15 protein-coding genes are annotated in these 15,604 nt (G+C 67.1%); 5 read left to right on the top strand and 10 right to left on the bottom strand.

Features of this window, described 5'->3' with window-relative positions; translation table 11 throughout:
- Positions 1–28: 28 nt before the first annotated feature.
- Positions 29–1,888: a TRAP transporter large permease subunit gene (locus ACE3QW_RS01775; RefSeq protein ID WP_374250253.1), complete on the bottom strand. Its 1,860-nt coding sequence runs from the start codon at positions 1,886–1,888 to the stop codon at positions 29–31.
- Between the two features lie 25 nt (positions 1,889–1,913).
- Positions 1,914–2,942 (bottom strand): TRAP transporter substrate-binding protein, encoded by a 1,029-nt coding sequence (locus ACE3QW_RS01770; protein ID WP_374250202.1) that lies wholly within the window; start codon positions 2,940–2,942, stop codon positions 1,914–1,916.
- A 140-nt stretch (positions 2,943–3,082) separates the two neighbouring features.
- Here ACE3QW_RS01770 and ACE3QW_RS01765 point away from each other — a divergent pair, with 140 nt between their 5' ends.
- Positions 3,083–3,811 carry a GntR family transcriptional regulator gene (locus ACE3QW_RS01765; protein WP_029557809.1) on the top strand — a complete coding sequence of 243 codons (729 nt, stop codon included), beginning with the start codon at positions 3,083–3,085 and terminating at the stop codon, positions 3,809–3,811.
- A 66-nt stretch (positions 3,812–3,877) separates the two neighbouring features.
- Here the strand turns inward: ACE3QW_RS01765 and ACE3QW_RS01760 are convergent, their stop codons facing one another.
- From ACE3QW_RS01760 to ACE3QW_RS01740, 5 genes are all read right to left on the bottom strand, one after another.
- Positions 3,878–4,621, bottom strand: coding sequence for an enoyl-CoA hydratase/isomerase family protein (locus ACE3QW_RS01760; RefSeq protein ID WP_374250201.1), 744 nt, complete (start codon positions 4,619–4,621; stop codon positions 3,878–3,880).
- On the bottom strand, positions 4,588–5,790 hold the full coding sequence (locus ACE3QW_RS01755; RefSeq protein ID WP_374250200.1) for a CaiB/BaiF CoA transferase family protein: 1,203 nt from the start codon (positions 5,788–5,790) through the stop codon (positions 4,588–4,590). The genes ACE3QW_RS01760 and ACE3QW_RS01755 overlap by 34 nt, the downstream gene beginning before the upstream one ends.
- Complete coding sequence (locus tag ACE3QW_RS01750; protein WP_229643154.1) at positions 5,787–6,302, bottom strand: flavin reductase family protein; 516 nt, start codon at positions 6,300–6,302, stop codon at positions 5,787–5,789. The genes ACE3QW_RS01755 and ACE3QW_RS01750 overlap by 4 nt, the downstream gene beginning before the upstream one ends.
- A gap of 29 nt (positions 6,303–6,331) precedes the next feature.
- Complete coding sequence (locus ACE3QW_RS01745; RefSeq protein WP_374250199.1) at positions 6,332–7,495, bottom strand: LLM class flavin-dependent oxidoreductase; 1,164 nt, start codon at positions 7,493–7,495, stop codon at positions 6,332–6,334.
- Positions 7,496–7,694: 199 nt separating this feature from the next.
- Complete coding sequence (locus ACE3QW_RS01740) at positions 7,695–9,074, bottom strand: MFS transporter (protein WP_374250198.1); 1,380 nt, start codon at positions 9,072–9,074, stop codon at positions 7,695–7,697.
- Between the two features lie 290 nt (positions 9,075–9,364).
- On the opposite strand from ACE3QW_RS01740, the gene ACE3QW_RS01735 reads away from it, so the two are divergent.
- Together ACE3QW_RS01735 and rnk are read left to right on the top strand one after the other, a co-directional pair.
- Complete coding sequence (locus tag ACE3QW_RS01735; RefSeq protein WP_374250197.1) at positions 9,365–10,267, top strand: LysR family transcriptional regulator; 903 nt, start codon at positions 9,365–9,367, stop codon at positions 10,265–10,267.
- A gap of 256 nt (positions 10,268–10,523) precedes the next feature.
- Complete coding sequence (rnk, locus tag ACE3QW_RS01730; protein WP_374250196.1) at positions 10,524–10,940, top strand: nucleoside diphosphate kinase regulator; 417 nt, start codon at positions 10,524–10,526, stop codon at positions 10,938–10,940.
- Between the two features lie 82 nt (positions 10,941–11,022).
- Here the strand turns inward: rnk and ACE3QW_RS01725 are convergent, their stop codons facing one another.
- The gene (locus ACE3QW_RS01725; RefSeq protein WP_038193309.1) at positions 11,023–11,436 is read right to left on the bottom strand and encodes a hypothetical protein; all 414 of its coding nucleotides are present in this window, start codon (positions 11,434–11,436) and stop codon (positions 11,023–11,025) included.
- 267 nt (positions 11,437–11,703) lie between these two features.
- Between ACE3QW_RS01725 and ACE3QW_RS01720 the strand changes: the two genes are divergently transcribed.
- Positions 11,704–13,521: an amidohydrolase gene (locus ACE3QW_RS01720; protein WP_374250194.1), complete on the top strand. Its 1,818-nt coding sequence runs from the start codon at positions 11,704–11,706 to the stop codon at positions 13,519–13,521.
- An 84-nt stretch (positions 13,522–13,605) separates the two neighbouring features.
- Entirely contained in the window at positions 13,606–13,908 is a 303-nt protein-coding gene (locus ACE3QW_RS01715; RefSeq protein ID WP_374250252.1) for a hypothetical protein, read from the top strand.
- Between the two features lie 48 nt (positions 13,909–13,956).
- On the opposite strand, the gene ACE3QW_RS01710 is transcribed toward ACE3QW_RS01715, so the two are convergent.
- Both ACE3QW_RS01710 and ACE3QW_RS01705 read right to left on the bottom strand, forming a co-directional pair.
- The gene (locus tag ACE3QW_RS01710; RefSeq protein WP_374250192.1) at positions 13,957–15,111 is read right to left on the bottom strand and encodes an FUSC family protein; all 1,155 of its coding nucleotides are present in this window, start codon (positions 15,109–15,111) and stop codon (positions 13,957–13,959) included.
- On the bottom strand, positions 15,108–15,581 hold the full coding sequence (locus tag ACE3QW_RS01705) for a MarR family winged helix-turn-helix transcriptional regulator (RefSeq protein WP_374250191.1): 474 nt from the start codon (positions 15,579–15,581) through the stop codon (positions 15,108–15,110). Before ACE3QW_RS01705 ends, ACE3QW_RS01710 begins: the two co-directional genes overlap by 4 nt.
- Positions 15,582–15,604: the final 23 nt, after the last annotated feature.

Here is a 15,604-nt window from a genome sequence, read left to right as displayed (position 1 = left end):
TCCGAATGCGGCGCTCGGGGCCGCGCAATCAACGGATGAAGCCGGTCGAAATCCACGGCACGGCGGCAACGATGAGCGTGCCGATGAAGAGCGCCGCGATGTAGCCGATCATGGGCCGCATGCCCTCGTCCGGCCGGATGCGGCTGATGGCGGAGGCCGCGTAGTAGCCGACCCCGAACGGAGGGGCGAAGAGGCCGATGCCCATGGCGAGGATCACCACCATGGAATAGTGCACCTCGTTCACCCCGACCTGCCGGGCGATGGGAAACAGGAGCGGCCCGAAGAGCACGATGGCCGGGATGCCTTCCAGCAGGCTGCCGAGCACGATGAAGGCAACGAGAGACACCAGCATGAACCCCACGGCGCCGCCCGGCAGGCTCGTCATCATGTGCGCCAGCGCAGCGGAGAAGCCGGACTGGGTGAGCGCCCAGGCCATGCCCGTGGCAGCGCCGATGATGAGGAGGATCGCCCCCGAAAGTGCCGCCGTATCCACCAGCATGGGATAGAGCCGCCGCCAGTCGAACCGGCGATAGATGAGGAGCCCGGCCAGCACCGCATAGGCGATGCCGATGGTGGACACCTCGGTGGCGGTGGCCACACCCTCGATCACCGCGGCCCGGATGATAAACGGCAGCGCGATGGCCGGCAGCGCCACCACGAGCGCTTTCGCGATCTCGCCGAAGCTGGCCCGGCGCACGCCGGAGAGGTCGTCCTTGCGGCTGCGCAGCCACACCACGCAGCACAGCAGCGCGCCCACCACCAAAGCCGGCATGAGGCCGCCCGCGAAGAGCGCGGCGATGGACACGCCGGTGACGGAGCCGATGGTGATCAGCACAAGGGAGGGCGGAATGGTCTCTGTCTGCGCACCGGTGGCGGCGAGCAGGGCGAGCAGCTCGCCGCGATCCGCCCCGCGCTTCTCCATCTCGGGCAGCAGCACCGGGGCGATGGCGGCCATGTCCGCGGCCTTGGAGCCGGAGATGCCGGAGACGAGATACATCGCCCCGACCAGCACATATTGCAGGCCGCCGCGCACATGGCCGAGCAGGCTGGCAAGAAAGGCCAGCATGGCCCGCGCCATCCCGGTCATCTCGATGAGCACGCCGAGGAAGACGAACAGCGGCACCGAGAGCAGGACGAAGTGGCTCATGCCCTCGTCCATCCGTCCGATCACCACCGAGTGCGGCAGGCGGGTGGTGAGCGCGATGTAGCCGAAGGTGGCCGTGGCGAAGGCGAACGCGATGGGAATGCCGGCCAGAACCATCGCCCCCACCAGCCCCACGAAGAAGATGAGCAGGTTGAGATTGCCGAGCCCGGTGAAGGACGGGCGCAGGGCGGCGAAGACCGCCGCCGCCACCACCACGAGCGCCACGGCGGCGAGCGTCACCCGCCAATCCGTCCGTTCGATGAGGCGCAGCACCGCGAGAACGAGCATGAGCGCGAAGCCCACCGGCAGCGCCGCCACGCGCCAGCCGGCGGATATGTCGAGGGCGGGGGTCGAGACGATGATCTCGTCCACCGCGAACTCGTAGGCCGCGCCGAGGGCGAGCGAGAGGAAGAGCAGCGGAACCGCGATGGCCAGCGCATCGAAGAAGCCGCGGTACGGCTGGCTGAGGCCGCCCACGAAGGCGCTCATCCTCATGTGCTCGCCGCGCTCGAACGCGACCACGGCCCCGAGCATGGCGAGCCACAGGAACAGGATGCTCGCCAGCTCATCCGACCAGATCAGCGGCGCGTGGAACACGTAGCGCGCCAGCACGCCAGCGAACAGCACGAGAATTTCGGCCACCACGAGAACCGCAACTGCGGCTCCCGTGACGTGGCGAATAACGGCGCCGATGCGCGCCGGAAGTCCGGCCGCCGCAATGGCCGGTGCGGGGGCGATGCCCATCTCGAGCTGCACGTCGGCCTCCCGTTCAACCGACGGGGCCGGCGAACTTCTGCAGCAGGTTCCAGGCGTCGTCGCCGAACTTCGCGCGGGCGTCCTTGTAGAAGGACGTCTTGGCCAGCGCCTGCTGGAAGACTTCGGCATTGGTGGTGTTGAAGACGAGGCCCTTGGCCTCGAGATCGGCCTGCAGGGTCTGGTTGGCCTTCACGATATCGGCCCGCTGCTTGATGGCGGCGGCATTGAAGTGCTTGGCCATCACCTGCTTCAGGTCATCCGGCACGCTCTTCCAGACCTTGCCGCTGGCGAGCAGCCAGAAGCCGTCCCAGGCATGGTTGGTGAGCGAGCAATACTTCTGCACTTCGAAGAATTTGGCGGTGTAGATGAGCGCCAGCGGGTTTTCCTGCCCATCGGCGATCTTCGTCTGGAGCGCGGAATAGGCTTCGGCCAGCGGGATCGACACCGGCGATGCGCCAAAGGCCGAGAACATGGAAACCCACAGCGGAACAAGCGGCACGCGGATCTTGAAGCCGGCGAGGTCGCCCGGCTCCCGGATCGGCCGGGTGGAGCTGGTGATCTGGCGGAAGCCGTTGTCCCACACCTTGTCGAAGCCGACGAGGTTGGCCTTCACGAGGTTGGACCGGATGAGGTCGCCCACCGCCCCGTCCATGGCCGCCCACACCTTGTCATAGCTGGTGAAGGCGAAGCCGACACCGGTGAGAGCCGTGATGGGCAGGATGGTGGAGAGCACCGTGCCCGGCATGGTCGCGAGCTCAAGGGCGCCGGAGCGCAGCTGGCTCATCATGTCCGGATCGCTGCCCAGCTGATTGTTGGGGAACAGCGAGATGTCGAGCGCGCCATCAGTCTCTGCCGAGATGGCGGCGATGGCCTCGCGCAGGCGCACGTTCACGGAATGGCTGTCCGGCAGGTCGTTGCCGAACTTCAGCTTCAGCGGCTCGGACTTGGCGAACACGGCGGGCGCCGCGAGCGAAACACCGCCCGCGGCAGCGCCGCAAGCGGCGGTGAACTGAAGGAACGAGCGTCGATTGAAGGTGGTCATCTGGCGTTTCTCCCAGGGCAGCGTGCCGGACTGAATGTCCAGTCTGAATTCGAATTCAGAATACGAATTCAAAAATCAAATGCAAGCCCTATCCAGAATCCGTCCGTAAGGGGTATATTCGTTGCGTGAAGAGGGGACCGATGCGCGCGCTTGCCAGCCAGCCCAGCCTTGTCGACCAGGTGGTTGAGGCCATCACCGCGGAGATTGTCCGCGGTGATCTTCCGTCCAACTCACGCCTGATCCAGGACGAGTTGGCGCGCGCCTATGGCGTGTCGCGCCAGCCGGTCCAGCAGGCGCTGCTTCTGTTGCGCAGTCGTGGACTGGTGAAGGAGGCGGAAGGCAGGGGCCTGATCGTCGCGCCGCTCGACGTGGACTTCATCCGCAACCTCTACCAGATCCGCGCGGCCATCGAAGGGCTTGCGGCCAACCTCGCCGCGCGCAACGGCAGCGCGCGGGCGAAGGCGGAAGGCGGGCGCTATATCGAGCTGGGGCTGGAGGCTGTGAAGAGCGGCTCGCTCGACAGGCAGATCGAGGCGGACGTCGCCTTCCATGCCTTTCTCGGCGACATCTCCGGAAATCCGCTCCTCAACGAGACGACGGTGCCGCATTGGCCCGCACTCCGCCGCGTGATGGGCGAAGTTCTGAGAGAAGACGTGGGAATGCCCAGCAACATCTGGGATGAGCACTCCGCGATCATGGCCGCGGTCGTCGCGGGCGACGGGGAGACGGCCGAGCGGCTCGGCCGCGAACACATCCTGCGCGCGGCGGACGTCTTCGTCGCGCGGCTGAAAGCCCAGCAGAAGCTGCAGAGCCGCGCCTCGACCAGCCGTCGCATCCGGCTCAGTCCGCGCGCGGTGGCGGCGGACTGAGCCGTCCCCGCAAGGAAGATCCAGCGTCAGGCCTGGCCTTCGGCGCGCCCGCCGGCGCAGGTGCGCTCAGCGCGTCTTGCCCGCGAGATAGGACGCAATTCGCTCCCGCAGCCCCGGCGCAGCCAGCGAGCGGACGAGATCGGAGAGGTCGGCGTCGTCCGTGTCGTGTCCGGTCAGACTGAGGATGCGGGCGGTCGCCGGCGGCGTCAGTCCACTCTGCGCGGCGACGAGACGTTCGGCGCTCGGCAGCAGATCGTCCTCTTCGACGAGGTGCGTGAGAAGGCCAATGGCAAGGGCCTCCTCGGCACCGACAGTGGCGTCCGCCAACAGGATGGCGCGTGCGCGATCCGTGCCGACGATGGCCGCGAGCCGCCGCGTGCCCAGAGCGACGCCGAAGCGGAATCCGGGAAAGCGGAAGCGCGCCCGCCGGGTGCCGATCCGGTAGGTGCACGCCACGGCGAGATCCGCGCCCGCCCCGATGGCCGCCCCTCCGATGAGGGCGAAGGACGGCACGGATGCCCGGCTCACGGACTGCAGCAGCATTTCGAGCCGCACGAAGCGCAGCAGCAGGTCGCCTTCGCTCTGCTGCTCGAAGCCGCCGAGGTCGAAGCCGCCGCAGAACACCCGACCACCCGCCAGCGCGAACGGCCGCCCTTCCCCCGTGGCCTGTTGGACGAACGCGCCCAGGCCGGCGACCAGCGCCGGATCGAGGGCATTGGCCTGCTCGGGACGCGCCAGCGTGGCGATCCTGAGCCCCTCGGCCTCGCTGAAGCCGATCACTGCGCTGCTTTCAGGGGGCGCGCGGTCCATTCCTCGAACACCTCGTCATTGTGCTCGCCGAGCAGGGGCGGCCGCCGGCTGATCTCGAATGTGAAGTCCGACAGGCCGACAGGAAAGCCCACGGTGTCCGCCACCGCGCCGTTGGGCATGGTGATGGGCAGCACCCAGCCCCTGTCCTGCACATGCGGATCGGACAGGATTTCGGCGAAGTCGTTGATGGGCGCGCAGGGCACCCCCAGCCCATCGAACGCCGCCAGCCAGTCCGCCGCTGGCCGGGTGGCGAAGATGGGCTGGAGGATCGCCGCCAGTTCCTGCTGGTTGCGCGCCCGCAGGGATTGGGTGGCGAAACGGGGGTCGTCGGCAAGGTCCGGCCGGCCGACGATATCGCAGGTGTCGCGCCAGAGCTTGTCGTTGCCGGCGGCGATGGTGAAGGGTTTGTCCGCCGCATCGAACCCGGCATAGGGCGCATTGCGCGGGTGGGCCGAGCCGAGCCGACGGGGCGGCGTGCCGGTGCCGAAATATTCGCTCGTCTGCAGCGCGGATATGCCCAGCAGCGCCCCGAGGATGGAGCAATCCACATAGGCGCCCTGCCCTGTCTCGCGCGCCCGCATCACGGCGGCGAGCGTGACGAAGGCGGCATAGAGGCCGGTGGCGAAATCTCCCACCGGAACGCCGCACTTCACCGGCGGGCCATCCGGCTCGCCGGTCACGCTCATCACGCCGCTCATGGCCTGCACGGTGACGTCGAAAGCGCCCTTCTGGGCATAGGGGCCGGACTGGCCGTAGCCGGTGATGGAGCAATAGACCAGGCGCGGGTTGCGCGCCTGGAGCTGCTGATAGCCAAGCCCGGCCCGGATGAGCGCGCCGGGGCGGAAGTTCTCGATGAACACGTCGGCGGATTCGATCAGCGTAAGCAGCCGCTCGCGGTCCGCCGGCGACTTGATGTCGAGGGCGATGGATCGCTTGTTGCGGTTGAGCGAGGTGAAGTTGCCGCTGAACACCCCCTCCTCCGCCTCCGGTCCGTCATGGAGGGGCGGCCAGCCGCGCATGCCGTCGCCGCCATCGGGACGCTCCACCTTCACCACGTCCGCGCCGAGATCGGCGAGGAGGCTGCCGGTGAAGGGGCCGGCCGCGATCTGCGCGAATTCCAGGACGCGCACGCCGGCCAGCGGCTTTGGGGTGCTGGATGGCGCGCTCATGCCACCTTCCTCTCGGCTTCGAGGGCCGTGTAGCCGCCCCGGTGATAGAGCAGCGGCTCGCCCCCGAACACGTGGGTGCGCTGCACCTCGCCGATGACGATCATGTGGTCGCCGATGGTGCAGATTTCCGACAGCCGGCATTCCGCGGCCGCCAGCACACCACGGATGAGCGGGCTCCCGCTCTCGCCGACGATGTGCTCCACGCCCGCGAACTTGTCCTCCTGCTTGGAGGCGAAGACGCGGGAAATCTCGGACTGGCTCCGATCGAGGAAATGCACCGCGAAGTGGCCGCTTTCCTTGAGCGCCTTGAGCGTGTTCGAACGGTGATCGAGACAGACCAGATAGAGCGGCGGATCGAGCGACAGGGACGTCACCGCATTGAGCGTGAGGCCGTGCAGAGCGCCGTCGGGATGGGCGGTGGTGACCACCGCTACGCCGGTCGCGAAATGCCCGGCGAAGGCCCGCAATTCGGTGGCGGAAACGGCTGAGGGGGCAGACGTGGTTTCGGACATGGCTGTGTAGCCTCTGGAAAGAAGGAAAGTCAGGCTGCGGTAGCGAGGGGCTGGTCGAGGCGCAGGCCGGCTTCGTGCATGATCGGCAGCACCCGCTCACCGAAGAACTTCAGGTCGGGCAGGAAGTCGTAGAAGTTCACCTGCACGCCGTCGCAGCCGGCGGCCTTGAGGCGCTGGAAACCCTCCACAACCTGGGTCGGGGTGCCGACGATGTGGACGTTGCCGCCGATGGTCCATTCCTCGCGCGTCGCCGCCTTCCAGGAGGATTGGTCGCCGCCGGTGAAGGTGCGGTAGAAGTTCTCGGCTGCCACCGGATCCTGATGGCGCAGGATGGCGTCGTATTGCGCCCAGGCCTCCGCCTCCGTCTCGCGGCAGATGACATGCGGATTGATGAGCGTGCGCACATCCCGCCCCTGCGCCGCCGCCGCCTGCTTGATCCGCGCCGTGTGGGGCGGGAGCGCGGCGCATGCACGGTCGAGGTTGGCGCCCGCCGGGCTGGTGACGAAGATCAGGTCTGAGTGCTTCACCGCATAGTCGAGCCCCGCGCCGGACGACGAGGCATTGACCAGAACGCATTTTCCGCCCGCGGGCTTCGGCGCGATGAAGGCCTCCTTCATCTTCCAGAAGCGGCCATCGAGGGTGATGTTCTCATCCTCAGACCACAGGCGCTTCATCATGGTCACGAACTCATCGGCCATCACATAGCGGTGGTCATGCTCGATCTGCTCCAGACCGAACATCTCGAACTCGCTCCTCTTGTAGCCGGTGACCATGTTGAGGCCCCAGCGCCCGCCGCTCATCTCCGAGATGGTGGCGCCGAACTTGGCGAGATGCAGCGGATGCCAGCCGTAGAGGATATGCACCGTGGACACGAGCAGGATGCGACGGGTGATCGCCGCAAGACCGGCCGTCACCAGCAGCGGATCCGTCGCCATCTCGCGGAACTTCATCTCGCCGCCATAGCCGCCCTTGCCCATCCACTGCGCCAGCCCGAACACAAGGTCGAAGCCCAGTTCTTCCGCCATCACGGTGCAGCGGGCGTTGTAATCAAAAGTCCAAGACGTATCCCGCGGAGCTGTCGAGGGACTCCAGGCGCCAGACTGGATGGGCAGGAACAATCCCAGCATCAGCGGGTTGGCCTTGGCTTGTTCCAGCGGAGAGAGTACCAGCTTTTGCCCTGAAATCTTGACCATGACTTTCCTCCCGTTTCAGATCCCGCCAGATCCGGGATCAGGCCCCGCAACGAGCCCCTCCTCTTCTTGTCTGGCATCAGAATTATGGAGATTGTATTTGAACGGAAAAAGCGATTGTTTTCGATTTGCTTCGATCGCAAGTTTCGATACTTCGGCGCGGGAGTGAGCGACACGATCGCCCTCCCGCGCCGCACTCGGCCTATTCGCTCGGTGACGAGGCGGCCCGGGGCGCCATCGGGGCTGCGCCCGGATGGACGGCCGCGGTCGCTTCATCGCGCACCCAGCCGGCATTGCTGGTGTAGTCGTCGTGCGACCTGTCACGCAGGAAGAGGGTCGAGACGAAGCTGATCGCGGCGATGAAGGCGATATAGGCGCTGATCGCCGCCGACGTGCCGTAGGTATGCAGCAGGAAGGCTGCGATGATCGGCGCCGGGCCGCCCGAGGTGATGGAGGCGAGCTGGTAGCCGATCGAGGAGCCGGAATACCTCACGCTTGGCGGGAAGCTCTCGGCGATGAACGCCGCCTGCGGCGCGTACTGCATGTCGTGGATGGGCAGCGACACGAGGATGGCGAGGACGATGAGGGCAGGAACCCCGGTATCGAGCAGCCAGAAATAGGGGAAGGCGAACGCCATCATGGTGAAGGCGCCGATCAGGTACATCCGCTTGCGGCCGATGCGATCCGACAGGTAGCCGAAGAACGGGGTGGTGAAGAGCGAAAGTGTCGCCGCCACCAGCACGCAGTTGAACAGGAACGACTTCTGCAGGCCGAGCTGCGAGGTCCCGTACGACAGGAGGAACGTCGTGAAGATCACGAACGGCGCCTGCTGTCCCGTCCGCATCAGGCAGGTGAGAAGGATTTCCTTCCAGAACCCGCGCACCGCCTCGATCACCGGAGCCTGGGCAATCTCCTTCTTCTCCTGCATGCGCTGGAACACCGGTGTTTCAAGAACCCCGAGCCGGATGTAGAGGCCGACCACGATCAGAAGGGCGCTGACCAGGAAGGGAATGCGCCAGCCGATGGTTTCAAACCACTCGGTGGTTCCGAACTGCAGGGTCAGTGTCAGCATGCCCACGGCGAGGAGCATCCCCAGCGGCGAACCGAACTGCGGCCAACTGGCCGCGAGCCCCCGGCTCTTGTTGAACTTGGACCACTCGGTCGCGACTGCGATTGCACCGCCCCACTCGCCGCCGACGCCGATGCCCTGCAGGACGCGCAGAACCGTAAGGGCGACCGCACCCCAGATGCCGATGTGCTCATAGGTCGGCACCAGGCCGATGAAGACGGTGCTGATGCCCATGAGCATGAGCGTCGCCACCAATGTGCCCTTGCGGCCGATGCGATCCCCGAAATGGCCGAAGATGATGGCGCCCACGGGCCGCGCGACGAAGCCCAGGAAGAAGGTCGAGAACGCCAGCAGCGTCGCGGCGTAAGGGTCCTGCGACGGGAAGTAGAGCTTGCCGAAGACGACCGCGGCGACGAGGCCGTACAGATAGAAATCGTACCACTCGATCATGGTGCCGACGGTCGAAGCCAGCACAGCGCGTTTCGCATGGCGTGACAGATCGGCGTCGCTCATGGGCGACGTCTGCGGGTTCGGGGCCATTTATTCCTCCCAGACGCTTCCGTGACGGAGCGCATTTTTTCTGCTTGTCCCGCCCGGACGCGCGCTGCGAGCCCGCCGGGCGATCCGGCATGTGCGGCCGGGCCTGGCGGACTCTTGCAGACGGCTTCGCCTGCACGGGGCTGTGTTTCGGCAAGGAGTCTCCCCCCGGCCGATATCAGCGTACCCATGTGGGTTAAGCGCAAAAAGCGATTGTTTTCGATTGAGATGCGACGGAATAATCGATCTGCGGGAGGAAAACAAAAATGAATTTCCGGCAATTACAAACCTTTCTGGAGATCATCCGCCTCGGAAGCTTCGCAGCTGCAGCAAACAATCTGAATGCAACGCAATCGACCGTCTCGGCCCGCATCCAGGAACTTGAGGGCGAGCTCGGCGTCGCCCTGTTCGACCGCAGCCAGAGGAAGATCGCGGTCACCTCGAAAGGGCGTGAGCTCATCAGCTACGCCGAGCGTGCCCTGGAGCTGCACGACGAGATCCTCCACAACATCACCCCGCGCCAGATGCTCTCAGGCATCGTGCGGGTCGGTGTCGCGGAACTGGTGGCGATGACCTGGCTTCCCGCGTTCGTCGCCACCGTGCACGCGCGCTACCCCCACATCTCGCTGGAACTGGACATTTCCCTCACCGCGCCGCTGCGCGCACGCATGCTGGCCGGAGACCTGGATGTGGTCCTGCTGCCGGGCGAGATCGCAGACCCTGCGCTGGTGGTCCATCCGCTTGGCCTGGTGACGTTCCGGTGGATGGCCGGCGCCGGCATGGATCTGCCGGACCATGTTCTGTCTGCCCAGGACCTGACACGCCTGAGGGTCCTGTCCCTCGGCGAGAACTCAGTGCACTACAGCACGATCCTGTCGCTGCTGGGCAGCGGCGGCTCAGCTCAGCGCCCCGATCTGTGCAACAGCATGACGGTGATCGCCACGCTCATGATCGCCAATACCGGCATCAGCGTGCTGCCGCCCGCCTGCTACGGAGACGACATCGCCGCCGGTCGGCTGCGCGTGCTGCGGACGACGTGTGATCCCGCCCCGGTTCCCTTCGTGGCGGCGTACCGGAAGCGGCGCCTGTCCGGCCTCCACGATCTGATCGCCGCCACGGCGGCCGAGGTCAGCACCTTCGCGACAGCCGAGGACTGCGCTTCCGCCTGACTTGACATAACGTAAGGTCAGAGGCCTCATGGACTCATGAGCGGTTTGCGATACCACCACTGCCGTCCCTGCCCCATCGCAGGACAGTAGCCCCGCGTCCGGCGTTTGCGCCCCGGATGCCGGGGTGACGCGACGTCGTGCCCGTATCGCGCGCGGCGACCAGCGATAGCGCAGACAAGCCCCCAATCCCGTCCTGAACCGGCAGCCGCTGCACCGACAGCGGCGCCGGTGCGCGCCTGTGTGAAAGTCCATTCCCATGACCATGAAGTCCCGCCGCGAACGCCTGCCGGCGCTCGTCCTCAACCGCGCCGATCACGAGCGCCTCACCAGCCTTGCCACCGCTGCCCTCGACAGGATTCCCGATGTGGCGGAGGAGTTGCTTTCCGAGCTGGATCGGGCGCGGCTGGTGTCACCGGACCGCGCTCCGCCAAACTCGGTGCAAATGGGCACCACCGTCACCTACCGGTCGGCGGACAGCACGCGCACGGTCCGGCTCGTCTATCCCGAAGAGGCGGATATCGCGGACGGCAAGGTGTCCGTCATGACGCCCATCGGCGCCGCGCTGATCGGCCTGTCGGAAAACCAGTCCATTTCCTGGACTGCCCGGGACGGACGGCGCCACAAGCTGGAAATCGTCGCCGTCGTGCCCGCCACGGCACAGGTTCCGGGCTGATCTTCCCGAGCCGCCGGCAACCGGCCGGGTGATACGGTGGCTCCGGCACGGCGCCGGCTCGCTCCAGCACCGCGCCGTCGCGTCACGCGTTCACGTCGAACGCCGGCACCAGCCGCAGCGCGGCGCTTGCGCCGCCGCGCGGGGGCGAGCCGCCCCTCGTCCTCCACCGCCCTTTCCGCCACGGCGGAAAGAAGGGCCGCTGGCGCCGCTCCATGGCGGTCCAGCCGTCGGGCTGGTCGAGCACCGACGGTTCGGCGGGAAGCGCCGCCAGGGCCGCGAGAATGTCGTCGACGGGAACGACCGCACCGCTGTCGAGGCGCCGCAAGGCCGGCGCATTCTCGACCGCATGGCGATCCGACGCCCAGGACGACAGCAGCTCCCGCTTCTCCTCGGCACTCATGGACGGGTGGTCGAGCACCTGGTCCGGATGGACCAGAGCAGCCTTTGATTGAAGGGACGGCGGCGCCTGCGGCCGCTCGCCTCGCGTGGTTCTCATAGCCACATCCTCCTTCGAGCAACATGGGTACAAGCACCTCGCACGCAGGGTGCGATGCCTCTGCCGGCCACGGGCCGGCAGACTTGATTTGGGTGCGCCCGCGCGCGCGTCAAGACACCGGTCCTGCTCTGCCGGGAGCCGTCTCAATTCACGAAAAGAAGTCGTTTTTACCGTCACGAGATCGCGTTACCCTATGGAAGGCGAGTGATTTGCAGACGCTCCATGCCCGCGCAAATCAGCATTTCGCCGCGTATGGGAGGGGACGGCATGTGCATCGCGTGTGAATGGGCACCCTATTTCGAGGCGTTCGGCCGGGCGAGTGGCCTGAACCGCCGGTCGGTCCTCGGAGCCGGCATGGCGATGACGGCGGCGGCAGCCATGGCGCCCGTCTTCCGCGCGACCGAGGTGAAGGCACAGGATGCCCGCGCCGCCACCAGCGGCCCGGCCGATTTCGTGTTCCACAACGGGCTGGTCTACACCGTCTCCTCTGCCCAGCCCTGGGCGAAGGCGGTCGCGGTGCGCGGCAAGACCATCATCCATGTGGGCGACGAGGCCGGTGCCATGGCACTCGCCGGCCCGAAGACGCAGGTGATCGACCTCAAGGGCCGGCTGCTCATGCCGGGCTTCGTGGAGGGGCACACCCATCCCCTGCTCGGCGCCTTCCTCTCCTCCGGCATCGACCTTCAGCTGCCGACCATGAAGGACGCCCTCGCCGCCATCGAGCAATATGCCAAGGAGAACCCCACCGGCCCCATTCGCGGCTTCGGCTGGCGGGTGGACATGTTCCCGCCGGAAGGTCCGACCCGCGCCGACCTTGACCGCATCCTGCCCGACCGCCCGGCCTTCTTCTTCGCCATCGACGGCCACAGCCTGTGGGTGAATTCCAAGGCGCTGGAGATGGCCGGCGTGACCCGCGATACGCCGGACCCCATCCCGCGCTTCAGCTATTACGCCCGTGACGAGAAGGGCGAGCCCACCGGCTATGTCCTCGAAGTCAACGCCGTGCTCGCCCTCGTCAACGCGGTGGAGCCGATCACCGCCGCCAACCTGGGCAAGCTGCTGGATGGTTGGCTGCCCAAGGCCGCAGCGGCCGGCATCACCACGCTGTTCGACGCCGGCGTGCCGCCCATCGGCTCGGATCAGGCCGCCGTCATCAACATTTATGTGGACGCGGAGAAGCGCGATGCCCTGCCGTTCCGGGTGTCGGCCTCCTATTCGGTGAAGAGCCCGCCCATCGACAACGTGGTCGAACAATTCAGGGACGTCCGCGGCCGGGTGTCGAGCGAGCTGGTGCACGTGGACGTCGTGAAGATCATCGGCGACGGCTCGCAGGGCGGGTACACCGCGTGGCTGATCGAGCCCTATGCGGACATGCCCAATTCCATCGGCGCCTCGCCCTTCACCGAGGCCCAGTGGCACCAGCTCGTCGGGGCGGTGGACGCGGCCGGCTACGACGTCCACGTCCATGCCTGCGGCGAGCGTACGGCCCGCGTGGCGCTGGATGCCATGGAGAAGGCCATCGCCACCAATCCCAAGCGCGACCGCCGCAATGCCATCGCCCATCTCGTCTATGTGGAGGACAGCGACACCCCGCGCTTCGCCAAGATGAACGTGACGGCGCAGTTCTCCGCCAACTGGTCGTCGGCTGATCCGGACACGACGATCAACATGCTGGCCCGCTACGGGCAGCCCCGCGCCAGCAAGATGTACCGCACCAAGACCATCCTCCGGGAGGGCGGCCGTGTGTCGCTCGGCACCGACTGGCCGGCGGCGGGCTATTTCTCCACCTACAAACCGCTCGATTCCATCGAGGTGGGCGTGACCCGCCAGTTGATCGGAAAGCCGGACGCCGCCGTGCTCGCGCCGGCCGACGAGCGGCTGACGGTGGCCGAGGCGATCCACGCCAACACGATGGGCGCCGCCTACCAGCTCCGCATGGACGACAGGATCGGATCGCTGGAGGTGGACAAGTTCGCCGACCTCATCGTGCTCGACCGCAACATCCTCGAGGGCGATCCCCGCGACATCCACAAGGCCAAGGTCGAGCTGACCATGATGAATGGTAAGATCCGCCACAAGGCCTGAGTGCGCGCGATCCGGGCGGCGGGATGCCCGCCGCCCCAAGGACCAAGAACGGTGGATCTCATGAAACGGCTTTTGGGATTGCTGATGCTCCTCGCGGCGCTGGGCGGCGTTTCCGCCCAGGCTCAGCCGGTGCCCGAAATCTGCTCCAAGAAGCGATCCTGCTTCATGACCTTCGACGGGCCAGAGCGCGGCTTCTGCCAGGCCTATGTCGAGGGAAAATCATGCTTCATATCGTTCAACGACGCTTCCGATCGCGGCTGGTGCCAGCACCTGCGCGAGGGCAAGTCGTGCTTCATGGCGCTTGATGGTGATGCCCGGCGCGCCTGCGAGGCCGGTCGTATCCCGCGCGAGCACCGCCACTGGATGCGGCTCTGCAGCGGCTGGTAGGCCGGCGCGACGGGTGAAGCGCGCAAACGCTTCACCCATTCCCGAGCCCTAGCGGCTCCGGCGATCCGCGCGCGCCGCATGGTGGTGGGCGAGATAGATCCGGTCGTCCACCGTCGAGCAGACCACCGCCAGCACGATGCCGATGATGGCGCCGACCAGCGTGTCGAACACCCGTTCCGGCGCCATGGCGGTCCCCGCGGCGCCGGGGGCCGCGAGGTAGCTCATCAGCAGGGCCATGGGCGTGACCAGGATCTGCCCGAGGGCGTAGTTCGCGCCGATGATCATCTCGGTGGCGAACTGAAGGAAAATGAGCAGAGCGACCACGCTCCACACCGATGGCTCCTGCGAGAGGATGAGCCAGACAAGCCCCGCACCCACCACGGTCCCGGACATGCGCTGCATGGCGCGGCTCATGCTGATGTGCAGGTGCGTCCCCTGCATCACCGCGACCGTGCCCATGGCCGCCCAGCCGGGATGCGCCGCGCCGGCGGCATAGGCGGCAAACGCCGCGATCGCAGAGCCGAGGGTGATGCGCGCCGCCGCGACGAGGCGGTGGTCCAGGGGCCGAACCGGCTCCACCGGAAAGGGGGCCTCGGGCGTTTCCTGCTGGCGGAAGGTTTCCGTTCCCACGCAGATCAGCCACGTCAGTCCCGCCGCCAGCGCCGTCGCGGTCGCGCGCTCGACCACCTCCTGCCAGGACGACACATGGCCCATGGCGGCGCCGGCGGCGAACACGAAGATGAGCGCGCCCGGCGGGCCATACTGCCCGGTGTTGGCGACGAAGAAGAACAGGCCGCAGGCGAGCGCCAACAGGGCCAGCTGGAGGAGATAGGGCACGCCCAGCCAGGCCGCTGTCGACATGGCGAGCACAGCGAAGGTCAGCCACATGGCGCAGATGAGGACGATGCGGCCACGCCCCGCCTGCGGAGCGAAGCGGCCGAACAGGGCCGCGAGCGTTCCCAGCGAGGCGAAGCCCACAAGGTGCGGCCAGGGCGAGACGAGGGCCAGAGGCAGTGCGATCGCCGCCGCGAGAGACGCCTGCAGGCCGGCCAGCACGGCGTTGCGCTGCCACGGCTGGGCTGCGAGGGCCCAGCTCTCGCGGATCTGGTGCGGCTTGAGCAGATGGCGCGCGGCGTCGAGGCGACGGGTCGCGAGGGTAGCTGAATCGGCAGATGCCGCGTGCGGCGGTTCGGACAGGCTCATGGGGCGGTCTTTTCCCGGCGCGGGACCTGAAGGTTTTGCAACCGCTGCTCGATCCGCTCGAAATGCGCGAGCATGGTCGCGACATCGGCGTCCGAAAGGTCCGCCAGCATCTCCGCCTCCCCCTTGGACAGCTCGCGCCGGATCTCGGCGACCCGCGCCCTGCCCGCTTCGGTGAGGTGGACCAGCCGGGCGCGTCCATCGGAGGCGTCAACCCGCCGTTCCACGAGCCCCTGCCGGCTCAGGATGTCGAGCAGGCGCACGAGGCTCGACCCGTCGATGCCCACCAGCGCGGCGAGTTCCTTCTGGGTGATGCCGCCTCCGGACTCCTGAAGATGGACCAGCGGCACCCATGTGGCGTCCGACAGTCCCGCCTCGGCGAGACGGGCGTCCAGCGCCCGCCGCCAGCGACGGGCAAGCAGCGCGAAGCGCACGCCGAAGCGGGCGCGGGGAGAGGCGGGATCGAGCGTCATGGGGGCATGAAAAGCAGAATATA

It is taken from the genome of Xanthobacter sp. (assembly GCF_041911315.1).
GTDB classification, from domain to species: domain Bacteria; phylum Pseudomonadota; class Alphaproteobacteria; order Rhizobiales; family Xanthobacteraceae; genus Xanthobacter; species Xanthobacter aminoxidans.
Note: the sequence above shows the minus strand (reverse complement) of the source record. Positions and strands in the feature narration are given on the sequence as shown.